Genomic DNA, 20,711 nt, shown 5'->3' with positions numbered 1-20,711 from the left:
GCCTGGGGTTCCACGAGCGGCTGTCTCCGGGCAAGAATGGGCACATGGAACTTCCCGTGATGCCGCCCGTCCCGCCCATGCTCGCCAAGGCCGTCAGCGGCGTCCCGGAAGGGGACCTCAGCTATGAGCCAAAGTGGGACGGCTTCCGGTCCATCATCTTCCGTGACGGCGACGAGGTGGAGATCGGCAGCCGCAATGAAAAGCCCATGACCCGCTACTTTCCCGAACTCGCGGAGGCGCTGAAGGAGAACCTCCCTGAGCGCTGCGTGGTGGATGGCGAGATCATCCTGATTGGCTCCTCCGGTGACCGCCTCGATTTCGATGCTCTCCAGCAGCGCATCCACCCGGCGGCCAGCCGGGTGAAGCTGCTCGCTGCGCAGACGCCCGCCTCGTTCGTTGCCTTTGATCTGCTGTCCCTGGGTGATGACGATTACACGGGCAAACCTTTCACCGAGCGGCGGGCGGCGCTTGAAAAGGCGCTGGCGGCCAGCAGGGCCCCGGTGCATCTCACCGCCGCCACCACGGACAAGGCCACGGCGGAACAGTGGTTCGAACAGTTCGAGGGCGCGGGCCTGGACGGCATTGTTGCCAAGCGCCTGGACGGGCGGTATGAGCCGGACAAGCGGGTGATGTTCAAAATTAAGCACGAGCGCACCGCCGACTGCGTGGTTGCAGGGTACCGGCTGCACAAGAGCGGACCGGACGCCATCGGCTCGCTGCTGCTCGGCCTGTACAAGGACGACGGCGCCCTGGCCAGCGTGGGCGTGATCGGCGCCCTCCCCATGAAGCGCCGGCAGGAGCTGTACGAACAGCTCCAGCCGCTGGTCACCGGCTTCGACGGCCACCCCTGGGCCTGGGGAAAGCAGGAGGAAGGGGAGCGGACCCCGCGGAACGCCGAAGGGAGCCGCTGGAGCGCCGGGAAGGACCTCTCCTTTGTGCCGCTGCGCCCGGAACTGGTGGTGGAGGTCCGGTACGACCACATGGAGGGGGACCGTTTCCGGCACACCGCCCAGTTCAACCGCTGGCGGCCGGACCGGGACCCGGATTCGTGCACCTACGCGCAGCTGGAGGAGCCTGTCAGCTTTGACCTGGCGTCTGTGTTGGAGACCGGCCGGCCTTAGTTGGGCTTCGCACCGTCCAGGACACTCCACAGCCCGTCCGCGCGGCAGGGGATCGAGGCCTCCACCAGCGCCTGGCTGTGCTGGTGCTGCGGCGCGGCGAAGAAGTCCTTGGTTTCCGCCACCTCAACCACCCGGCCCTCAAGCAGAACAGCTACGCGGTCGCACATGTACCGCACCACGTCCATATCGTGCGAGATGACGATCAGGGACAGGTTGCGCTCACGCTGGAGCCGCAGCAGCAGGTTGAGGATGGTGCGCTGTGTGAGGGCGTCAAGTGCCGAGGTGGCTTCATCACAGATCAGGACCTGCGGCTCCAGCAGCAGGGCCCTTGCGATGGTGGCACGCTGCAGTTGGCCGCCTGAGCACTGGCCGGGGCGCTTGTCCAGCAAGGCCGCATCCAGCTCCACCTCAGCCATCACGGCGGTTATCCGCTGGTCCTGCTGTTCCGGCGACAAGCCGTGGCGTGTGTGCAGCGGGGCCTGGAGGCTGGTGCGGAGCGTCATCCGCGGGTCAAACGCGCCGTGCGGTTCCTGGAACACCAGCTGCACGGCCGTGGCCTCGTGAGGTCCGGCAGCATCGAGCTGCCGGGTGATGGTTCCCGTGCTGGCGGTCTCGAGGCCCACAATGGCCTTGGCCAGGGTGCTCTTGCCGGAGCCTGACTGGCCCAGCACGCCCAGGATTTCCCCGCGCCGAAGGGTCAGTGACACGTCCTGCAGCGCCGCGTGGCCCAGCTTCCGCCGCGACCCGAAGTGCTTGCCCACGCCGCTGAGCACCAGGACTTCACGTTCCCTGGACGGCGGACGACGGCGGGACTCCGGCGCAAGGCGTGCGGCGGCCAGCAGCTCACGGGTATAGGCGGTTTCGGGCCGGGTGAGGAGGGCGCCGGCGGGGCCGGCTTCCACAATGCTGCCCGAGTTCATCACGAGCACGCGGTCGGCAAATGCGGCAACGGAGGCGATGTTGTGGGTGATGTAGAGGATGCCCAAACCGCGTTCCCGGCGTTCCCTGTCCAGCAGCTGCAGGATCTGGCGCTCCAGCACCTTGTCCAGCGCCGACGTCGGCTCATCCGCCAGCAGCATGCCGGGCTGCCCGGCCAGCGCCAGTGCGGTCATGGCCCGCTGTGCCATGCCTCCGGAGAGCTGGTGCGGATAGGCCCGAATGCCCTTGCCGGGATCGGCAAAGCCCACCTCCTCGAGCAGTTCCAGCGCCTTGCTGCGCGCCTTCGCTCCCCGCAGCTTGGCATGCAGGCGCAGCGGTTCCTTGAGGTGCTGCTCAATGGTCCGGTTCGGGTTGAACATGCGCTTGGGCTGCTGGAACAGCATCCCCAACCGTCCGCCGCGCACCGAGTTGAGTTCCTGTTCGGACGCACGGGTCAGGTCCAGGTCGCCGAGCCTGATGGAACCATCGGCAATGCCAAGGCTGGGTGGCAGCAGCTGGAGGCAGGACATCGCGGTCAGCGTCTTTCCGGATCCGGAACTGCCCACGAGCGCCACGAACTCACCGGGATGAACGGACAGCGAGACACCGGACAGCAGGAGCTTGCCGGACGTCCCGCCGTCGGACTCCTTGTGGCCCACCGCCAGGTTCTCCAGGACCAGGCGGGTGTTCATGAAGCTGCCTTTTCCAAAGTTTGCGGCATCAGCAGCGGCGCCGCGGCCATGTGGGCGGCCCGCTGGCCGAGCAGTGTCACGCACAGGGCCACAGTGAAGATGACCAGGCCGGGGGCGAGGATACCCAGCGGTGCACGGTCCGCGAATGGCTGTGCCGCAGCCAGCATGGAACCCCAGTCCGACTGCGGCGGCTGCACGCCCAGGCCCAGGTAGGACAGCGCCCCCACGCTGATGAGCAGGTGCCCGAACCGCAGCGTCGCCTGCCCGAGGATCGGCGCCGCAAGGTGGGGCAGGACGTGCCGGAAGATAATAAACCGCGGCGTGCAGCCCACCACGCGCGCGGCGTCCACGAAACCCCGGGCCGAGACGTCGTACGCCAGGGTGCGGGCAAGCCGGGCGAAGGGAGTCCACCCGGTGACCACAAGCGCGAGCAGCAGCGGCCCGAAGCCTGTGCCAAGCGCCGCCACGATGAACAGCGCCACCACCATTTCCGGCAGGGCGAGCAGGACGTCGTTGGTGCGGGTCAGGAACTCATCCACCCAGCCGCGCCGCCTGGCGCTGATGATGCCGATGGCCACACCCAGCAGGCACGTCAGCAGCGTAGCCAGAGCCGCCACGGACATGGAGAAGCGGCCACCCTCCAGGATCCGGCTGAGGGTGTCACGGCCCAGGTTGTCCGTCCCCAGCCAGTGCCCGGGAGAGGGCGGCGCCAGGCGTTCGGCCAGGTTCTGTTCCGCCGGCGGGTAGGGCGAGATCCACGGTGCCAGGAGCACCGCCAGCACGATCAGGGCCAGCACGGCCGCGGCCAGGGTGGTCACGTTCAGCCATTTACGCAAGGGAGGCCCCCACGGTGCGGCTGAGGAAGCGGTGCACGAAGTCCGCCAGTGTGGTCACGCCAACGGCAAGGGCCACCACTACCACCACGCCGCCCTGGGCAAGCGGGATGTCGCTGTTGACCACGGCGTCAAAGAGCAGCCTGCCCATGCCGGGCACGGCGAAAATGACCTCCACGATGACCGATCCGCCCAACAGGCCCGCGAACCATACGGCGAACAGGGTGGACAGCGGTACCAGTCCGTTCGGCACCACGTGGCGGAGGATGGCCTGGCCCTGGCTCAGGCCGCGTGCCCGGGCTGCTGGCACGTGCTCGGCGGCAGCGGCGTCAATGATGCCGGCCCGGACAGCCGAAGTGAAAAAACTGATGGGCCGCAGGGCCAGGGTCAGGGCGGGCAGGACAGCGGACGAAAGATCGTTCCAGCCCGCCGTGGGCAGCACGGCCAACTTCAGGGCGAAGACCAGCACCAGCACGGGCGCCACCCAGTACTCCGGCATGGCGATCAGGGCCTGGGTGACCGCGGTAATGGCCTTGTCCGCGGCGCTTCCCGGCCGCAGCCCGGCAATGATTCCCAGCGGCAGCGATACCGCCACGGCCAGGACCAGCGCCATGGTGACCAGGCTGAGCGTGACCGAAAGCGCCGGAAGCACCTGCTCCGCCACAGGGGTGCGGCTGACAAAAGACAGCCCCATATCCCCGCTGAAGAAGTCCCCCAGCCAACGGAAGTACTGGACGGCCAGGGGATCGTTCAGGCCGAGGCTCTCGCTGAGGCCCTGCACCGCTGACTCGTCCACGGCGTCCCCCGCCACCCTGGAGCGGATGATCTTCCGCACGGGGTCACCGGGGGTGAAGTACGGGATCAGGAAGACCGCGAAAGAGGACACCACAACGGCGGCCACCAGCGTGGCCGTCCGTTTAGTGATGAACTGCAGCATTCGCGGGGGATTCGGGGAGTTGGACTAGGACGCGGCCTTGGCCGTTTTCGCCGTCAGGACGTAGCGGGACAGCGGGTCCTGGACGTAGGAGAGGACGTTGGTGCGGATCGCGTCGGTTGCCTGTTCGTTCACGAGCCAGGCGTTGACGGCTTTGTCCTGGAGAATCCGGCCTGCCTCCGCGTACAGCTTGTAGCGCTCGTTCGTGTCAATGGTGGTGGCGGCTTCGGCGATGATCCGGTCGTACTCGGGATCGCAGAAGTGGCTCAGGTTGTAGGTGCCCTTGCAGGTGTAGTCCGCGGTGAGGAAGCCGATGGGATCGGCGATGTCGATCAGCCGGTTCCGCTGGCTGAGCAGCATGTCGTAGTTGCCGGCCAGGACATCCGGCTCCGCCGAGGCGTATTCCTTGGACGTAATGGTCACCGGGATGCCGATGTTCTTCAGGTTTTCCTGCACGACGGCGGCAACGTCCGCGAACTCCGCGCGCTCCACGATGGCGATGATCTCCAACGGGCGGTCCGCGGTGTAGCCGGCGCCGGCCAGCAGGCTGCGGGCTTCCTCAACGTTCTGCTGCTGCTTGTCCTGTTTCTCGCCGGCCCAGGGTTCGGACGGGGCAAAGGGTCCGGTGGCCGGGAGGGCGGCACCTTCGTAGACGCTGGCAGCCAGGGCATCAAGGTCCAGCGCGTCGCGGATCGCCTTGCGGACGTCAACCTTGTCCAGCGGTGCACGGCCGTTGTTCATGTAGAGCGTGGCAGTGCGGGGGGAATCGGCACCCAGCACGGAGACGCCGTCGTCTGCCTTCAGCGCCGCCAGGCTGGCGACGGGGATGGACAGCGAGATGTCTGCCTCGCCGGTCTGCACCTGGGCGGCGCGGGTGGCGCCGTTGGTGATGAAGCGGATTTCTGCGCCGGCGAGCTGTACGTCGCCGCCCCAGTAGTTCTCGTTGCGGTCCAGGGTCAGGGACTGCTTGGCTTTCTCGGACACGGGGGTGAAGGGGCCGGTGCAGTGGCCGAACGGGTCCAGGCCTTCAGGCTTGTAGGCAGCCGGCGCGAGGATTCCTGTGTTGACGCTGGCCAGCCGGTACGGCACAAGCGGGTTCTCCGCGGGCGTGCTGACGCGGACGATCTGCGCATCCACCGCCGTGACACTGCTGATCATGGTGCGGTTGAAGGCGCGGGCGGGGACCTTTGCATCGAGCACGTGGTTGAGTGCCGACACCACCGACTCGGCGGTGAGATCGGTGCCGTCCTGGAACTTGACGCCCTGGCGGATGCTGAAGTCCCAGTCCAGGGGCGAGCTCTGCTTCCACTCCGTTGCCAGCGAGGGGAGGACCTTGCCCTCGGCCTGGTTGAAGGTGGTCAGCGTCTCCAGGCAGCCTGACAGGGACAGGATGTAGGCGGCGTCGGATTCGACGGCCCAGTTCGCTACCGGCGCGCGGAAGTTGTCGACGACGATCCGCTGGCTGGTGTCCGCCGCTGCCGAGGGCTGTGGGGCCTGAGTCTGGGTGCCGCTGAACCCGCAGCCGGTGAGGGCGAGGGCAGCCGCCGCGGCCATCAGGACGCGGGGACGGAGGTAGGAACGCACAGAAAACCGCCTTGAAAGGTTGCCGTGGGGAAGGCAGAAATAAAAAAGGGGACGACTTAGGGTAGCCTTCCCTTCCGGTAAAGCGTGAATTCATGAAGCGGCTGCTCAGTGCCGGACGCGATTGGTGGAGCTGCCCCCGCCCTCCCCGGGATCCACTGGGGCTGCGCTGGGGCCAGGCCGCCGGGTAACTGTTTGCCATCCAAGCCCGCGGACCTACTCCCGCGACAGCGCGTGCGGGCCATAGACTCTAGCCAACTACGTGCAGCAGCGCCGCTCCGCGAAGCCGACTGGATCCAGAACCAGGGAGTACAGCAGGGCAGGGCGGCGCTCCCGTACTCGTGCAGCGAGGGGAGTCGGCGGGTGAAACTGGGCATACCGCGGGAACGCCGTGAAGGTGAACGGCGGGTGGCCGCCACACCGGAAACGGTGAAGCAACTGACCGCGTTGGGCGTGGAGGTACTCCTTGAGGCAGGCGCGGGTGCAGCTGCCGGTCATCCCGACGCCGACTACGACCATGCTGGAGCACGCATCGTCCCGGCACTCGACGGAACCCAGTTGGATGTCCTCACACACGTACGCCCGCTCGATCCGCAAACGGCGGGGTCCCTGAAAAGGGGCGCCGTGACAGTGGGGCTGGCATCGCCGTCGTCCGAACTGCCTACCGTCGAGGCACTCGCACAAGCCGGCGTCACGTCCTTCGCCCTTGAACTGGTGCCCCGCATCTCCAGGGCCCAGTCCATGGACGCCCTCAGCTCGCAGGCACTGGTGGCCGGCTACCGCTGCGTTCTGGAGGCGGCCATCAGGCTGCCCCGGTTCTTTCCGCTGTACATGACCGCCGCCGGCACCGTCCCACCCGCCCGCGTGCTGGTTTTGGGGGCGGGCGTCGCCGGACTTCAGGCCATCGGCACCGCGAAACGGCTCGGCGCCCGGGTCTTCGCCAACGACATCCGGCCAGCCTCCGCAGACGAGGTTGCCTCCATGGGCGGCACGTTCATCCGGCTGGACCTTGAGACAGCTGAGGCGGCAGGAGGATACGCGCGCCAGCTCAGTTCCGACGCCGGCACCCGCCAACGGCAGCTGCTCGCCCCGCATGTGGCGCAGGCTGACGTTTTGATTACCACCGCGGCCGTCCCCGGAAGGCGGGCCCCGCTTCTGGTCACCACCGAGATGGTGCAGGGAATGCGGCCGGGGTCGGTCGTCGTCGACCTCGCTGCCGAGTCCGGCGGCAACGTGGAGGCGGTGGTGCCGGGCCAGGACATTCCCGTCCCGACGGCCGACGGTTCCGGCCATGTGACCCTGGTGGGCCTGAAGGACGCGCCCTCCGCAATGGCGTCCGACGCCTCACGCCTGTATGCGAAAAACGTGGCCAACCTGCTGGCCCTCATCATCCGGGACGGCTCCCTGGCCCCCGATTTCGACGACGAAGTGCTCGCCGGAGCCTGCCTCACCCACGACGGCGCGGTGCGGCACCAGCCCACGGCGGAATTGCTCGCTGCCAGGGCCGGCACACGGCGGGAAGAGGTGCTCTGATGGACGGGATGAGCCTGCTGACCATCACGGTCCTGGCGGTATTTGTGGGCTTCGAGGTGGTATCGAAGGTCTCCAGCACCTTGCACACGCCGCTGATGTCCGGCGCCAACGCCATCCACGGAATCATCCTCGTGGGCGCCATCATTGTGGCCGGGCAGGCAACGGACCCCTGGATGCTCGCGGTGGCGCTCCTCGCCGTCGTCCTGGCCACCGCGAACCTGGTGGGCGGATTTGTGGTGACCGACCGCATGCTGCACATGTTCCACGCGAGGAAAGAGGTGGGGCGCAAGGACTCCGGCGCCGCGGCAATCAGGAAGGACGGCAGATGACCCTCCTCGACCCGGTCTCGACCTCGCTCCTGTACCTGGCCGCCGCCGTCTTCTTCATCCTGGCCCTGCGCGGCCTCAGTTCCCCGAGGACCGCCCGCCGGGGCAACCTGATCGGAGCGCTGGGAGCCCTGATCGCCGTCGTCACCGTGTTCCTGTCCTCGCGGCTGGAGAACATCCCGTGGATCCTCGCCGCAATTGCCGTTGGCTCGGCCGTAGCCGCCCCGGTGGCGCGCCGGGTCAAAATGACCCAAATGCCTCAGCTGGTGGCGCTCTTCAACGGCGTGGGCGGCGGCGCCGCGGCGTTGGTGGCACTCCTGGAACTCAGACATGCGGACAACCCCTGGGTCCGCCTGGCCATCGTGTTCACTCTCCTGGTGGGGGCCGTTTCCTTCGCCGGATCCGGAGTTACCTTCGCAAAGCTGCAGGAGTTGATGACCACCCGGCCCGTGGTGTTCCGGGGCCTTCCGGTAGTGATGGCTGCCGTGCTGCTCGCAGCAGTGGCAGCCGGCGTGGGCGTCATCTTTACCGGCTCCGCTGCGCTCGCGGTGCTGCTCCTGGTCCTGGGACTCGCCGCGGGGATCCTCCTGGTGCTGCCTGTGGGCGGCGCCGACGTCCCGATCGTCATCTCGCTGCTGAACGCCTTCACCGGCCTGGCCGTGGCCGCCTCCGGCGTGGTCCTCGGCAACGTGCTGCTTGTGGTGGCAGGCACCCTGGTGGGAGCGTCCGGCACAATCCTTACCCGGGCCATGGCAGCGGCAATGGGCCGCAGCGTCGCCGGCATCCTCTTCGGCGCCTTCAAGGGGCGTTCGACGGCGGGATCCACCGCCGTGAGTGAGCGTCCGGTGCGCTCCTCCAGCCCCGAGGACGTGGCCGTGCTGCTGGGCTACGCGCAGCGGGTGATCATCGTGCCCGGTTACGGCCTGGCAGTGGCGCAGGGCCAGCACACCGCTGCCGAGCTGGCACAGGCGCTGGAAGCCCGCGGCATCGATGTCGACTTTGCCATCCACCCGGTTGCCGGCCGGATGCCGGGGCATATGAACGTCCTTCTGGCGGAAGCCAACGTGCCCTACGAATCGCTCAAGGAAATGGGTGAAATCAACCCGCAGTTCAAAACCGCGGACGTGGCACTGGTGGTGGGCGCCAACGACGTGGTTAATCCTGCTGCCAAGACGTCCTCCGGGTCACCGATCTACGGCATGCCCATCCTGGAGGTGGCGGACGCACGTCAGGTGGTGTTCCTGAAACGGTCCATGCGGCCGGGTTTTGCCGGGATCGAAAACGACCTGCTTTACGAGCCCCAGACATCCCTGCTCTTCGGCGACGCCAAGGACTCCCTGGCCCAGGTTCTCGGAGCAGTAAAAACGCTTTAGCCGCCTTACTGCTGACCCGCCCTCGGCGGGCAGGCTACTCTTCTTTCAGGAGCAACCTTTCCATTCGCCACCAGAGGACGCCATGACTGCCACCCCCACTGCCCCCCAGCGCGCAGCCATCATCATCAATCCCGCCAAGACGGTGGATATCGACGTGCGTGAACTGGCAGCCAAGCACAGCGCCGAGAACGGCTGGGGCGAAACACTGTGGTTCGAGACCACCAAGGAGGACCCCGGCGTCGGCCAGGCCAAGGAAGCCCTCGCGCAGGGGGCAGACATCGTTATCGCCGGCGGCGGCGACGGCACAGTCCGCTGCGTGGCCGAAGTCCTCTCCGGGGGCAACATTCCCATGGGCCTGCTTCCCCTGGGTACGGGCAACCTCCTGGCCCGCAACCTTGGCATGGATGTAACTGACTACGACGGCGCCATGGCCGGCGCGTTCGCCGGGACTGAGCGTAAGATCGATGTGGTCCGCGCCCGCCGCAGCGATCCCGAGAAGGAGCAGCTCTTCCTGGTGATGGCGGGCGTTGGCTACGACGCCACCATCATGGCTGACACCGACGAGGAGCTTAAGCACAAAGTGGGCTGGTTGGCCTACGTGGACGCCGGCATCCGCAACCTGCCGGGCAAACCGGTCAAAGCAACCATCGTGATTGATGGAAAGACCGCTGTCCGCCGCGGCGTCCGCAGCGTGATGGTGGGCAACTGCGGCAAGGTCCAGGGCGGCCTGGAGATTTTCCCCGAGGCCAAGATGGATGATGGCCTGTTGGACGTTGCGGTGCTCGCCCCCCACCATGGCCGGCTGGGCTGGCTCTCCGTTCTCGTGGGAATGATCGGCAAGGGCCGGGGCAAAGACACCGCCGTGGAGTATTACCAGGGCAAGACCGTGGAAATCACCCTTGAACACAAGGACGATTACCAGCTCGACGGCGACCACGAGGGCGAGGGCAAGCACGTCCTGATGACCATGGACCCGGGCGCCCTGACTATCCGGATGTAACTCCCCAACTGACTCGCATTTATTGTCGTTTTGGAGCTTCAAAACGACAATAAATGCGAGTCAGTTGAGTGCGGTGCTCTGTTCCAGGCACGGCCTGGCCTACCTTGCCGAGGCCTGCACCGGCTGGCGGGCACTGTTTCCCAGCACGCCGCGTCCTGGACATACGACGGCGGGTGAGTGCCGCTGCGGCGGCAGGCCGCCGTCGGGCGGGTAAGGAAAGCAGTGGCAAAAGGCGCCTTAGGGCACCAGCAGCCGCCGGATGGCCGCGGCGATGGCGGCCGGGTCAGGCTGTTCGTCCCGCCTGACGGTCAGCAGGTGGAGCAGCACGCCGTCACCGTAGTCGGCCACATCCCGCGCCCGTGCGCGCGCATCCGGCACTCCCAGGGCGGCAAGGGCCTGCTCGAGGCCCCCCACCAGCCTGAAGTGCCCCGGGGTCACCGCCTCGGGCCTGTCCAGGGAGACGGCCAACCGGACGCGGGTCAGGCCCGCTTGCTGTCCGGCAAGCGCCAGCACCAGGGCGGCCAGCTGATCGGCCAGCTCCTCAATGTTCTGCGGGGGACCGGCTGGCCCCTGGTCCTGCAGGAGTGCGGCGTCCCGTTGTTCCAGGCGGTCCAGCACTGCTTCGACGAGGGCGCTGCGGTTCCGGTAATAGTTGGACGTCGTTCCTTCGGGGAGCTGCGCCGCGCCGTCGACAGCCCGGTGGGTCAGGCCCTTCATGCCTTTGTCCGCCACGACGGCCAGGGCAGCGTCCATCAGTTCGGTGCGGCGGTCGGGCATGGGGCCAGTGTATTGCCCCTTTCCTGCCACTACAAAAGTAGTAAAATTGACGCATGGAAAAGATCTCGATCATGGGCGGAGGAATTGCCGGGCTTGCACTGGCCGCCTGCCTGGATCAAACCAAGTTCCAGGTGAGCGTCTACGAGAAGCGGCCGGAACTGCCCACTGTTGGCACCGCCCTGGGAATGTGGCCAGACGCCCAACGCGCCCTGGCGCGGATCGGGGTGCTGGAGGAGGCGCGGGCCGCCAGTCCGGTGATCGGCAGCGGATCTGTACGCAATGCCGCAGGTGAACCCTGGATTACCGTGAACGGCGGGGAGATGTTTGCGATCGCCCGGCTAGACCTGGTGCGGCTGCTTGATGCTGCCGTGCCCGGAACTGTCCGAAGGATTACCGCCAATGTCAAGGGGCCCCCGGGTGAAGGCGGCCTGGTTGTAGGCGCTGACGGCGTGCACAGCATGGTCCGCCGCGAGGTTTGGGGCGCAGGCACCGCTGCGAGGCTCACCCCGTACCTTGCGCTGCGCGGGACTCTTCCCTTCCCGGTTGCTCCGGATGAGGTGGGCGAGTACTGGGGCCGCGGAGACCTTTTCGGGATGGCGGCCGCGCGCGCCGGCATGTTCTGGTACGCCAGTTACCGGTCCGGACTTGGTCCCTACGGCATCGAGGTGGAACCGGTTTTGGCGGGGGCACGTGAACGCTACGCCGGTCACGCGCCGGCCATCAGGCGGGTGCTGGGCGCGGCCACTCCGGAAGCCTGTCTGGTGCAGCGGATTTGGACTGCTCCGCGTCTTCCGTCCTTCGCCCGTGGCCGGACCGTGCTCATCGGCGACGCCGCCCATGCCATGCTGCCCACCCTCGGCCGTGGTGCCTGCGAATCGCTGGTGGACGCCGTGACACTGGCCAACCTCCTCAATACGCTCCACGAGGACCAGGCGCTTCGAGCCTACGACCGGCAGCGGCGGCTGAGGACACGTGGCCTGAGTGTGGCCTCCGCCGCGCTCGGGCGCGTTGCGCTTGCCGAAGGGGCCCAGCCCCTGCGTGACCGCCTGCTCAACCTGGCCCGGCTGCGGCAGGCCGGCACCGCCGTCGCCAGTCGTTCCGGCAGCTGATCAGACCTACGCCTGCAGCAGAAGGGTGACCGCCCCGGCCCCCGCACTGCTAGGCCATGGCGGTGTGGGCCGCACTGCGGGCATCAATGCTTTTGGCGTAGCAGTAGGAGTGCGCCACCCCCACGTAGGCGCCGAAATTGGGCACGGGCTCAAAGCCGGAATTTTCGTAGAAGTTCCGTCCGTCGGGCTGGGCGGATCCCGCCTCCGCCTTGATGCGCGTGATCCCCTGTTTGTGCGCTTCGGCTTCCAGGGCGGCGAGGATGGAGCTGGCCACTCCTGATCCCCGGGTATAGGGGAGAACGTACAGGCGTTTGATTTCGGCTGTCCTGTCATCCAGGAGCCGCAAGCCGCCGCACCCTACTGGCTGGCCGGACCCTTTGTCATACGCCACGAGGAACACGGCGCAATCAGCGTCCGACGGCGGAGTGCCGGGTTCGTGGTCAGGGGAACCAAAGCGGGCGTCAAGTTCAGCCTGCTGTGCCCGGCGCAGATCAGCGCCCACGGGATGGGCCCAGGCAACCTGCCGGATGTTCAGGCGCGGGTTGGTTTGCATGTCTGCCTCGTTTCGCCGAAGGGATATGCGAAACAAGACTAGAAGTGTGCAGTTACGCTGATGTTTCTTCTGCGTAAGCGCCGGGATAACCCCGCGCATGCATTCTGCTTGGTTGCCTAGATACATGCTGGTCTAGAATGTTTCCATGCGTTCAATGGGAAATGAGGGCTCTGGCTATTGGTACGGGCCGGACGGCCAGTTGGATTACAGTGCCGCCGTGTTGAAGTCCCTGCGGGATTACCGGGCTGCTGAAACCAACGTCCGGCGGACTACCCGCGATTCCATGGGAATGGGTGAAACAGACATCCTCGCCCTGCGGTACCTCCTGCGCATGCAGGCCTCCGGCAAGGCCACGGCCCCCAAGGACTTGAGCCAGTTCCTCCGTATCACCAGCGCTTCCACCACTTCGTTGATCGACCGCCTGGTGGCAAGCGGACATGTGCGGCGTGAAGCCCACCCAACCGACCGCCGCTCGGTGGTGGTGGTCCCAACAGCGGAATCGGACAAGGAGGTCCGGGTCACCCTGGGGGCTATGCACCGGCGGATGATGGCCGTTGCGGAAGGGCTAAGTGCTGACGAGGCGCAGGTTGTGATCGGATTCCTGCAACGCATGACCGACGCCTTGGCGGACCTCGGTGAAGAAAGTGAACAAAGTAGTTAGCTGGACTAGCTAGCTTGGCTAGTAATATGTATGCTTACGATCAGTCCTGAAAATCCCCTGGCTGGAGTCGTGAGTGTGTTGGTAATTTTCACTGGGCTAGGTGCCCTGGTCGCCCCGGCCAAGATGGCTGTGCAGCACGAAGAGTATGAGGAAGGCGGCTGGGACGGCGCCGCCGTTCATTGCGGCTCCGCGATGGACCTTGTGACGCCGGCTGTAGGTCCTGCCGACGTCGGCTACTCCTTCGAGCCGGACGCTGCCGGCCCCGTTCAGCTTCCTCCGGTGTGGCGGTGCGGCTGCGGGTTTCAGCTCGACGCCTGGTTCTACTCGCCGTACGCTTCGCAGGGCCAGGTTGCGGGTCCGGGAGCAGTGCACAGCCCGGTTCTCTCGGCGTGACGTGCGTCGCTGCAGCGCGGCAGCAGAACGCTGCCCCCATGCTTTCCGTGGAAACCGTGAGTGGGCGCTACGAGCTCAAAGAGCGTTTGGGACGGGGTTCACTAGCGGAGGTGTACCGCGCCGTCGACCGTGACAATGGCCCGGATGTGGCGGTCAAGGTTGCTGTTGGCACCTCGGAAAAGCACTTCGAGCGGATCCGCAATGAAGCCCAGTTTCTGGCAGCACTGGACCACCCCTCCATCATCAGGTTCATCGCCAAGTCCGTCATGCCCGGTACCACGCCCCTCGCGGGCCGTCCTTTCCTGGTTGAAGAGCTGGCCCTCGGTGCGAGCCTTGCCGAGGCATCCCGCGCCGGCTTGCCGGACGCCGTCAACGTAGCCGCCTGGGCACGCGGCCTCTTCGGAGCGTTGGCCCACCTGCATGAGCAGGGGCTCGTCCACCGGGACATCAAACCCGCGAACCTCATGCTCAGCGGTCTGCGGAGAAGTCCGGTCCGCATCATCGACTTCGGCATAGTGGCCGCTGCCGGAGCGGCTCCCGAGCCAGGCATCTCCTCGGGAACAGTTCACTACATGAGCCCGGAGCAGGCTGCAGGCGGACCTGCGCGTACCTCCTGGGACGTTTACGCCATGGGCCTTGTCCTGCTGGAACTCCTCACGGGCACCAAAGCCTTTCCCGGAACGGCCATTGAATCCCTGGTAGCCAGGACCCTTAGGAGCCCGGAAATACCCGACTCGCTCGGGCCCGTATGGTGCTCCTTCCTTCGCGCGCTTACCGCAATGGACGGTGACGCACGGCCGACGGCGGCTGATGCGGCCGTTATGGCGGCGGGGCTTATCCCCCCGGCCGCCGCCGGCCAGTCCAACGGCACGTGCCGAAGTATGGCGGTGTTCCCGGCACGCCGGATCAGGCAGCTGGTTTAGGGCTCCGCCAGGTTCCGTCCCATGGGGTCCTCCGCAGTGGGATCGGCAAGGGCAAGTCCGCCCACCGGGCTGCCGTCCCAGTGGATCAACCGCCAACCGCTGTCCGGGTCACCATTCAGCGCCACAATTCCGGTGTTGGCCAGCACATGCTTGGCCGCGAACTCGTGGTCCGCGTCCTGAGCCCTGCGGCCGGCCCAGGTGCGGATCGCGGCGCCGTGGCTGACGACTGCTGCCGTGGCCTGCTCCCCGGATGTGCGTTCAAGGACGCGGGCGATGGCGGCATCAAAGCGCTCAAAGAATGCATGGCCGTCGGGCCCGGCGGGCATGCGCCGGTCCAGGTCGCCCGCGGCCCAGGAGATTACCGTCCCCATGTACCGCTTGTGCGACTCGTGGTCCGTCAGTTTCTCCAGCGAGCCGGCTTCTATCTCGTGGAGTCCATCCAGCACCTGGACGTCGAGGCTGTGCAGCCGGCCCAGCGGTGCTGCGGTGATCTGCGTCCGAACCAGGGTGGAGGCATATAGCGCGTCGATCGGCTCGTTGGCCAGCGAACGGGCCAAGGCTTCCGCCTGCCGCTCACCCAGTTCGGTTAAGCCGGGACCCGGGTGGGCGGTGTCCAGTTGGCCGAGCACATTCCCCGGGGTTTGTCCGTGGCGGATCAAGAGCAACCTCATGCTTCCAGTTTCGCACTAGGAAGCATGCCGCCCCGCCCGCCCCGTCCCAGGGAAGGCGGGCCGAAAGGCGCCGGGCATGTAGCAGCCCGGCGCCGCCGTCGAGCGTTACTTCAGGTGGTCCACCAGCTGGTCCGCGATGCCGGTGTACTTGCCCGGGGTCAGCGCCAGGAGGCGTGCTTCGGCTTCGGGTGAAAGGCCCAGGCTTTGAACGAATTCCTGCATGCGGGCAGCGTCCACCCGCTGTCCGCGGGTGAGGTCCTTGAGTCGCTCGTAAGGGTTCTCCATGCCTTCGACGCCGGCAATCGCCTCGGCGCGCATGACCATCTGGATCGCTTCGCCCAGAACTTCCCAGTTGGTGTCCAGGTCCCCAGCGAGAACATCCTCGGCAACATCCAGGCGCTCGAGGCCCTTGGCCACGTTGGAAATCGCCAGCAGGGAGTGGCCGAACGCCACCCCGATGTTCCGCTGGCTCGAGGAGTCGGTGAGGTCGCGCTGCCACCGGGAGGTAACCAGGGTGGAACCCAGGACGTCCAGCAGCCCGGACGAAATCTCAAGGTTGGCTTCGGCATTTTCGAAACGGATGGGGTTGACCTTGTGCGGCATGGTGGACGATCCCGTGGCCCCGGCCACCGGGATCTGGGCGAAGTAGCCGATGGAGATGTAGCTCCAGATGTCCGTGCAGACGTTGTGCAGGATGCGGTTGAAGCGCGCGACGTCGGCGTACAGTTCGGCCTGCCAGTCGTGGCTTTCGATCTGCGTGGTCAGCGGATTCCAGGTCAGTCTCAGGGCCTCCACGAAGGATTTGGACACCTGCTGCCAGTCAGCGCCGGGGACGGAGGCAACGTGGGCGGCGTAAGTGCCGGTGGCGCCGTTGATTTTCCCCAGGTACTCGGTCTTTTCGATCCGGTCCAGCTGCCGGGTCAGGCGGTGCGCAATGACCGCAAGTTCCTTGCCGAGCGTCGTAGGGGTGGCGGGCTGGCCGTGGGTGCGGGACAGCATGGGGACGGCCCGGTTGTCCTGCGCCATCCTGCTGATCTGGGCCACCAGCGCACGCGCTGCCGGGAGCCACACGTCTTCCACAGCGCCCTTGACACCGAGCGCGTAGGAAAGGTTGTTGATGTCCTCGGAGGTGCAGCCGAAGTGCACCATGGCCGTGAGGTGCCCGATGCCGATGGCCGGGAGGCGGCGGCCGATGTAGTACTCCACAGCCTTCACGTCGTGGACTGTTACCGCTTCGATGTCAGCCAGTTCCGTCACTGAGTTGGCGTCGAACCCGGTGACAATGGCCCGGAGCTGCTCCTGCTGCTGGGCTGTCAGTGGTCCCGCGCCGGGAAGGACATTGTTGCTGGTCAGGTGGATGAGCCATTCAACTTCCACTGCCACCCGGTCGCGGTTGAGCGCAGCTTCCGACAGGTAGTCCACCAGCGGGGCGACGGCGGACTGGTAGCGGCCGTCCAGCGGGCCGAGCGCGATTTTTTCCGGGGACGCGGCGAGGGCCAGGCGTCCTGAGGGCGTACGGGTGTCAGCTGTGGCGGCAGTTTCAGGCATGTGCTGATTCTTTCATGAACTCCCGCGGCGGCTTTAGCCCTTCGCGGGACGTTACTTGTCCACATACACGACGGCGGTGGTTGGGCAGGCCGGTTGCCCTCCGTAGCGTTCATTCCAGGCAGGGCCTGCCGCGGGAGCCGCGGTGTTGCAGGCGGGAGAGGTAAGAGCCATGGGCGGTCAATTGGCAGGGGCGGAGCTGCAGCAGGACATGCTCCGTGCTGCACAGGTGGAGCAGTTGGCTGTCCGCGTCGCCTCCTGCATCGGCCGCGCAGAAGAGGTGCTTGCCGGGTTCAGGGAGATCCAGCTGCTGGAATGGGAGTCTCCGGCCGGCCGTGCTTACCGCGATACCGTGTCGCTGCAGTCCACTGCCCTGCGGCGTGCGCTTGAAGCGCTGGTTGAGGCAAAGGCTGCTGTGGAGCGGCACGCCCGCGAGACATTTACCGCTGGCTGCACCTATTTGGGCAGCCCCTGATGGCCGAGGCAACACCGTCCAGCACTGGGTCCATCAAGGTTTTCAGCCCGCCCGATGACGGAGCCCTTTCCATTCGCGGCGGCGTGAGCGGAATAACTTTCCAGCTGGAGGAACTGGCGGCGGGCGCGAAGAAGCTGGATGAACTGGCGTGCACACTCTCCGATTTGGAGATTGAAGTCCGCCGGATATGGGAGGAACTCGTGCCTTTCCAGGACTTGCCGCGGTGGTCCGGCACGCAGGCTCTTAGCGTGGTGGGTGAGTCCGGGCGGACTATCCAGGCAGTGCGCGCCGGGCTGCAGCACATCAGCGGCGAGGTCCGGGCGTGCAAACAGGAGTACGAAGTGGCGGAGTGGCTTGCCGGCACTGCAAGATACCTCGGCATAGTCAGCCCGCAGGACGTCCACGCGTCCCTGGCGCATATGGCCTCCACCCGGGCCGTTGACAGCAAGACGGCAGAAACCATGGTGGCCGGCCTTGGTCTCGAGGCCGCCGATGTGAAGCGGCGGGTCAAGGAGGATCCCGGGGTCTGGGGTGGCTTGGAGCAGGGAGGCATCTTCGGCCGCCCTTTGGCCATGCACCAGGAGGAGACAGTTCAGGTGGACCTGGACCCGTCCCCGGCCGGCCTGCTGGAGCGTATCCGGCTTATAGATGCTCGTGGTGCGGGGTTTATCGAGGTCATCGAAGTCCCCAGCGGAGGGGAGAAGGCTTACGTGCTCGTTGTTCCCGGCACCCAGCCTGCTGGTTCCGGTGCCGGTGGTAAGAACCCGTTTGATGAAGCTGGAATAGTGGAAGCCTTGGTTTACAGCTCCGATGATTTGAGCGCTGCGGCGGTTGCAGCTCTGCAGGCGGCGGGCGCCGAGCAGGGAGCCGCCGTGGTGGCCGTTGGATACAGCCAAGGCGGTATCCATGCCATGAACATGGCCGCCGATCCGCATTTCCTCCGAAACTACGACCTCCGGTATGTGCTCACGGCCGGTTCCCCGGTCGCCGGCATCAACGCCGCGGAGGGAGTGCAGTCGCTGCACCTGGAGCATCGCACAGATTGGGTGCCGGGATCAGACGGGTCACCAAATCCGGACTCAAGGGACCAGGTGACGGTTTCCTTGGGGAACGCGCCGAGGGCCGCAGAAGGAGAAGGGGGCCTCGGGCCGGGCCACACCCTCAGTACCTACCAGGACGGCGCCCGGCTGGTGTCCGCCAGCAACGACCCCTCACTGGTGGGATCCACTGCCGCGTTGGGCGCTGTGCTCGGAGCGGGTGGCGCGGCCACCGCTACCCGCTTTTCCCTGACCCGGACCAAGGCCCCCGCTCCAAAATCCCACGCGACAGACAACCGCACCGAGGGGCGCGGGTATGGCGGACGGTAGCCATGGCCGCCGGCGAAGTCTCTCAGGCAGCAGGTTTGCGAGCGGGAGCAGCACTACTATTGCCCAGCTACCGCCGTGCTCCGGTAATCCGGCCGGCAACCAGGGACGTCAGCGTGATGATGATCGCCGCCAGGATGGCAGTCCAAAAGAAGGAATCAATCGTGAAGCGCACCGGCGTATAGGTGCTGATCCATGATGTCAGGTAGAGCATCGCGGCATTGATGACGATAGTAAACAGGCCAAGGGTCAGGATGGTTATTGGCAGGGCGAGGAGGCTCACCAGCGGGCGGACCAAGGCGTTGACCAGACCGAAGATGACACCGATGAACAAGTAGCCGAGGACGGTGCCGATCGTGTCACTTCCCTGCGTAACCCCGGTTTCGGCCACTGCATCAGCGGCTGCGGAGCTGGAGATCTCCAGCCCTGGCAGTATCCAACCCGCCACCCAAAGGGCAAGGGCGTTAATCAGTACCCGGGCAATCAGTCGCATGGGCTAATGGTTGCATATGCCCCTGATGGTCTGCCGTTCAACCGCTGCATTTGTTGGCCGGGCTCCTGCATCGGAGCCCGTCCGCCGAAAGTGGCTCCTCGAAAAGTGCGTGCCGGAAAATCAGCCGATCGCAAACCCACCTCCAGCAGGCCGCAGCTCGATCCGGGGCTGGCAAAAGAGTTCACACCGGAGGCGTACCTCCATGGTGCCGCCAGCGTGGGAACACCGCCTACTTCCCCTGGCTGGAGAAGTAGGCTGGTCTGCATGACGTCATCAGAGACCCTTGCAGGGGGCATCCAGCCGCGCCCTGTGGTGGCAAAGCTGCCCCGCTATGCGGCCGGCAAGCCGCCCGCCGCAGTTGACGGACTGGCCAGTTACAAGCTGTCCTCAAACGAAAACCCCTTGCCCCCGCTGCCCGCGGTGGTTGAGGCAGTCGCCGGGCAGACAGACTTCAACCGCTACCCAGATCCGCTGAGCAGCCGGCTTCGCACCGAACTCGCCGCTTTCCTCGATGTTCCTGCTGAGGATATCGTCACGGGAGCCGGCAGTCTGGGCGCACTGAACCAGCTGCTGGCGGCATTCGCGGGGCGGAACGACGACGGCAAACCCGATGAAGTCATTTACGCGTGGCGTTCCTTTGAGGCATACCCCATCAGTGTTGGCCTCTCAGGAGCCGAAGGTGTCCCTGTTCCCCTGGCTGCCGGGGGCCGGCACGACCTCGCGGCCATGGCAGCGGCAGTAACAGCCCGCACCAAACTGATCCTCCTCTGCACACCGAACAATCCCACCGGCCCCGCCCTTCGAGCTGCCGAGACCGAGGCCTTCATCCGTTCCGTCCCGTCAGGCGTGGTGGTAGTGATTGACGAGGCCTACCAGGAATTCGTGCGGGACCCGGAGGCGGTGGATGGGATCGCGCTCTACCGCAAATACCCCAATGTTGTAGTGCTGCGCACATTCTCAAAGGCCCACGGACTGGCCGGCCTGCGGGTTGGCTACAGCATTTCCAATTCCGGGCTGACCCAACACCTGCGGGTGGCTGCCACACCCTTTGCGGTGTCGCAAATAGCCGAAACTGCTGCAATTGTGTCCCTGCAAAATTATCCCCAGATTGTAGAAAGGGTACAAAGGCTTGTGGACGAACGGGAGCGCGTCACGGCCGGACTGAGGAATCTGGGCTGGGCCGTACCCGACGCTCAGGGCAACTTCGTGTGGTTGGATCTGGGCGCAGACAGTGCCGGGTTTGCGGAACTGGCGGGGGCGCGGGCCCTGTCCGTCAGGGCGTTCCCCGGGGAAGGGGTCCGGGTAAGCATTGGCGAGGCCGAAGCGAATACGCGTTTCCTCGAGCTGTGTGCGAACTATACAAAGGCCCCACACCGTTCCTAGCACTTAACAAGTAGGCCCGCACTTACCTACTGAAGATAAAGTTAGGATCAATA

Annotated in this window: 21 protein-coding genes; 12 read left to right on the top strand and 9 right to left on the bottom strand. The window is 66.1% G+C overall.

What is annotated here, in order from left to right; translation table 11 throughout:
• Positions 1-44 precede the first annotated feature (44 nt).
• Entirely contained in the window at positions 45-1,121 is a 1,077-nt protein-coding gene (locus AC5RTE_RS16160) for an ATP-dependent DNA ligase (protein WP_494042392.1), read from the top strand.
• Here the strand turns inward: AC5RTE_RS16160 and AC5RTE_RS16155 are convergent.
• Genes AC5RTE_RS16155 through AC5RTE_RS16140 form a run of 4 tightly spaced genes read right to left on the bottom strand, consistent with a single transcriptional unit; the run spans position 1,118 to position 6,052 of the window.
• Positions 1,118-2,731 carry an ATP-binding cassette domain-containing protein gene (locus AC5RTE_RS16155; RefSeq protein WP_494042391.1) on the bottom strand — a complete coding sequence of 538 codons (1,614 nt, stop codon included), beginning with the start codon at positions 2,729-2,731 and terminating at the stop codon, positions 1,118-1,120. The two genes, AC5RTE_RS16160 and AC5RTE_RS16155, sit on opposite strands and share 4 nt — an antisense overlap.
• Positions 2,728-3,567 (bottom strand): ABC transporter permease, encoded by an 840-nt coding sequence (locus AC5RTE_RS16150; protein WP_494042390.1) that lies wholly within the window; start codon positions 3,565-3,567, stop codon positions 2,728-2,730. Before AC5RTE_RS16150 ends, AC5RTE_RS16155 begins: the two co-directional genes overlap by 4 nt.
• The gene (locus tag AC5RTE_RS16145) at positions 3,560-4,501 is read right to left on the bottom strand and encodes an ABC transporter permease (protein ID WP_494042389.1); all 942 of its coding nucleotides are present in this window, start codon (positions 4,499-4,501) and stop codon (positions 3,560-3,562) included. Before AC5RTE_RS16145 ends, AC5RTE_RS16150 begins: the two co-directional genes overlap by 8 nt.
• A 24-nt stretch (positions 4,502-4,525) precedes the next feature.
• Positions 4,526-6,052 (bottom strand): ABC transporter substrate-binding protein, encoded by a 1,527-nt coding sequence (locus AC5RTE_RS16140; protein WP_494042403.1) that lies wholly within the window; start codon positions 6,050-6,052, stop codon positions 4,526-4,528.
• Between the two features lie 390 nt (positions 6,053-6,442).
• Between AC5RTE_RS16140 and AC5RTE_RS16135 the strand changes: the two genes are divergently transcribed.
• The 4 genes from AC5RTE_RS16135 (at position 6,443) to AC5RTE_RS16120 (ending at position 10,311) form a co-directional block, all read left to right on the top strand.
• On the top strand, positions 6,443-7,612 hold the full coding sequence (locus AC5RTE_RS16135) for a Re/Si-specific NAD(P)(+) transhydrogenase subunit alpha (RefSeq protein ID WP_494042388.1): 1,170 nt from the start codon (positions 6,443-6,445) through the stop codon (positions 7,610-7,612).
• Complete coding sequence (locus AC5RTE_RS16130; RefSeq protein WP_494042387.1) at positions 7,612-7,941, top strand: NAD(P) transhydrogenase subunit alpha part 2; 330 nt, start codon at positions 7,612-7,614, stop codon at positions 7,939-7,941. The genes AC5RTE_RS16135 and AC5RTE_RS16130 overlap by 1 nt, the downstream gene beginning before the upstream one ends.
• Entirely contained in the window at positions 7,938-9,311 is a 1,374-nt protein-coding gene (locus AC5RTE_RS16125) for an NAD(P)(+) transhydrogenase (Re/Si-specific) subunit beta (RefSeq protein WP_494042386.1), read from the top strand. Before AC5RTE_RS16130 ends, AC5RTE_RS16125 begins: the two co-directional genes overlap by 4 nt.
• A gap of 82 nt (positions 9,312-9,393) precedes the next feature.
• A complete protein-coding gene (locus tag AC5RTE_RS16120) occupies positions 9,394-10,311 on the top strand; it encodes a diacylglycerol/lipid kinase family protein (RefSeq protein ID WP_494042385.1) in 918 nt (305 codons plus the stop codon).
• A 237-nt stretch (positions 10,312-10,548) separates the two neighbouring features.
• On the opposite strand, the gene AC5RTE_RS16115 is transcribed toward AC5RTE_RS16120, so the two are convergent.
• Positions 10,549-11,088: a TetR/AcrR family transcriptional regulator gene (locus tag AC5RTE_RS16115; RefSeq protein WP_494042384.1), complete on the bottom strand. Its 540-nt coding sequence runs from the start codon at positions 11,086-11,088 to the stop codon at positions 10,549-10,551.
• A 53-nt stretch (positions 11,089-11,141) separates the two neighbouring features.
• Here AC5RTE_RS16115 and AC5RTE_RS16110 point away from each other — a divergent pair, with 53 nt between their 5' ends.
• A complete protein-coding gene (locus AC5RTE_RS16110) occupies positions 11,142-12,197 on the top strand; it encodes an FAD-dependent monooxygenase (protein WP_494042383.1) in 1,056 nt (351 codons plus the stop codon).
• 49 nt (positions 12,198-12,246) lie between these two features.
• Here AC5RTE_RS16110 and AC5RTE_RS16105 read toward each other — a convergent pair whose 3' ends face one another.
• Entirely contained in the window at positions 12,247-12,750 is a 504-nt protein-coding gene (locus AC5RTE_RS16105; protein ID WP_494042382.1) for a GNAT family N-acetyltransferase, read from the bottom strand.
• Between the two features lie 145 nt (positions 12,751-12,895).
• Between AC5RTE_RS16105 and AC5RTE_RS16100 the strand changes: the two genes are divergently transcribed.
• The 3 genes from AC5RTE_RS16100 to AC5RTE_RS16090 all read left to right on the top strand — a co-directional run bounded on the left by AC5RTE_RS16100 (position 12,896) and on the right by AC5RTE_RS16090 (position 14,727).
• The gene (locus AC5RTE_RS16100; RefSeq protein ID WP_494042381.1) at positions 12,896-13,411 is read left to right on the top strand and encodes a MarR family winged helix-turn-helix transcriptional regulator; all 516 of its coding nucleotides are present in this window, start codon (positions 12,896-12,898) and stop codon (positions 13,409-13,411) included.
• A gap of 69 nt (positions 13,412-13,480) precedes the next feature.
• The gene (locus AC5RTE_RS16095) at positions 13,481-13,804 is read left to right on the top strand and encodes a hypothetical protein (RefSeq protein ID WP_494042380.1); all 324 of its coding nucleotides are present in this window, start codon (positions 13,481-13,483) and stop codon (positions 13,802-13,804) included.
• Between the two features lie 38 nt (positions 13,805-13,842).
• Positions 13,843-14,727, top strand: a complete 885-nt coding sequence (locus AC5RTE_RS16090) for a serine/threonine-protein kinase (RefSeq protein ID WP_494042379.1) — start codon at positions 13,843-13,845, stop codon at positions 14,725-14,727.
• On the opposite strand, the gene AC5RTE_RS16085 is transcribed toward AC5RTE_RS16090, so the two are convergent.
• The gene (locus AC5RTE_RS16085; RefSeq protein ID WP_494042378.1) at positions 14,724-15,398 is read right to left on the bottom strand and encodes a histidine phosphatase family protein; all 675 of its coding nucleotides are present in this window, start codon (positions 15,396-15,398) and stop codon (positions 14,724-14,726) included. The genes AC5RTE_RS16090 and AC5RTE_RS16085 overlap by 4 nt on opposite strands.
• 105 nt (positions 15,399-15,503) lie before the next feature.
• Positions 15,504-16,946, bottom strand: a complete 1,443-nt coding sequence (gene purB / locus AC5RTE_RS16080) for an adenylosuccinate lyase (RefSeq protein ID WP_494042377.1) — start codon at positions 16,944-16,946, stop codon at positions 15,504-15,506.
• A gap of 169 nt (positions 16,947-17,115) precedes the next feature.
• Here purB and AC5RTE_RS16075 point away from each other — a divergent pair, with 169 nt between their 5' ends.
• The gene (locus tag AC5RTE_RS16075) at positions 17,116-17,418 is read left to right on the top strand and encodes a hypothetical protein (RefSeq protein ID WP_494042376.1); all 303 of its coding nucleotides are present in this window, start codon (positions 17,116-17,118) and stop codon (positions 17,416-17,418) included.
• A gap of 83 nt (positions 17,419-17,501) precedes the next feature.
• Positions 17,502-18,785 (top strand): hypothetical protein, encoded by a 1,284-nt coding sequence (locus tag AC5RTE_RS16070; protein WP_494042375.1) that lies wholly within the window; start codon positions 17,502-17,504, stop codon positions 18,783-18,785.
• 67 nt (positions 18,786-18,852) lie between these two features.
• Here the strand turns inward: AC5RTE_RS16070 and AC5RTE_RS16065 are convergent, their stop codons facing one another.
• Positions 18,853-19,275, bottom strand: coding sequence for a phage holin family protein (locus AC5RTE_RS16065; RefSeq protein WP_494042374.1), 423 nt, complete (start codon positions 19,273-19,275; stop codon positions 18,853-18,855).
• A 264-nt stretch (positions 19,276-19,539) separates the two neighbouring features.
• On the opposite strand from AC5RTE_RS16065, the gene AC5RTE_RS16060 reads away from it, so the two are divergent.
• Positions 19,540-20,658, top strand: a complete 1,119-nt coding sequence (locus AC5RTE_RS16060; RefSeq protein ID WP_494042373.1) for a histidinol-phosphate transaminase — start codon at positions 19,540-19,542, stop codon at positions 20,656-20,658.
• The last annotated feature ends 53 nt before the right edge of the window (positions 20,659-20,711 follow it).

The sequence above is a fragment of the Arthrobacter sp. K41 genome (assembly GCF_059089645.1).
The sequence above is the reverse complement of the archived record's forward strand: the minus strand, read 5'-3'. Positions and strand labels throughout refer to the sequence as shown.

Coding starts and splice junctions, on each gene's coding strand:
- AC5RTE_RS16160 (WP_494042392.1), top strand. CDS start 45: ATGGAACTTCCCGTGATGCCGCCCGTCCCGCCCATGCTCGCCAAGGCC.
- AC5RTE_RS16155 (WP_494042391.1), bottom strand. CDS start 2,731: ATGAACACCCGCCTGGTCCTGGAGAACCTGGCGGTGGGCCACAAGGAG.
- AC5RTE_RS16145 (WP_494042389.1), bottom strand. CDS start 4,501: ATGCTGCAGTTCATCACTAAACGGACGGCCACGCTGGTGGCCGCCGTT.
- AC5RTE_RS16140 (WP_494042403.1), bottom strand. CDS start 6,052: ATGGCCGCGGCGGCTGCCCTCGCCCTCACCGGCTGCGGGTTCAGCGGC.
- AC5RTE_RS16130 (WP_494042387.1), top strand. CDS start 7,612: ATGGACGGGATGAGCCTGCTGACCATCACGGTCCTGGCGGTATTTGTG.
- AC5RTE_RS16125 (WP_494042386.1), top strand. CDS start 7,938: ATGACCCTCCTCGACCCGGTCTCGACCTCGCTCCTGTACCTGGCCGCC.
- AC5RTE_RS16120 (WP_494042385.1), top strand. CDS start 9,394: ATGACTGCCACCCCCACTGCCCCCCAGCGCGCAGCCATCATCATCAAT.
- AC5RTE_RS16115 (WP_494042384.1), bottom strand. CDS start 11,088: ATGCCCGACCGCCGCACCGAACTGATGGACGCTGCCCTGGCCGTCGTG.
- AC5RTE_RS16110 (WP_494042383.1), top strand. CDS start 11,142: ATGGAAAAGATCTCGATCATGGGCGGAGGAATTGCCGGGCTTGCACTG.
- AC5RTE_RS16105 (WP_494042382.1), bottom strand. CDS start 12,750: ATGCAAACCAACCCGCGCCTGAACATCCGGCAGGTTGCCTGGGCCCAT.
- AC5RTE_RS16100 (WP_494042381.1), top strand. CDS start 12,896: ATGCGTTCAATGGGAAATGAGGGCTCTGGCTATTGGTACGGGCCGGAC.
- AC5RTE_RS16090 (WP_494042379.1), top strand. CDS start 13,843: ATGCTTTCCGTGGAAACCGTGAGTGGGCGCTACGAGCTCAAAGAGCGT.
- AC5RTE_RS16085 (WP_494042378.1), bottom strand. CDS start 15,398: ATGAGGTTGCTCTTGATCCGCCACGGACAAACCCCGGGGAATGTGCTC.
- purB (WP_494042377.1), bottom strand. CDS start 16,946: ATGCCTGAAACTGCCGCCACAGCTGACACCCGTACGCCCTCAGGACGC.
- AC5RTE_RS16075 (WP_494042376.1), top strand. CDS start 17,116: ATGGGCGGTCAATTGGCAGGGGCGGAGCTGCAGCAGGACATGCTCCGT.
- AC5RTE_RS16065 (WP_494042374.1), bottom strand. CDS start 19,275: ATGCGACTGATTGCCCGGGTACTGATTAACGCCCTTGCCCTTTGGGTG.
- AC5RTE_RS16060 (WP_494042373.1), top strand. CDS start 19,540: ATGACGTCATCAGAGACCCTTGCAGGGGGCATCCAGCCGCGCCCTGTG.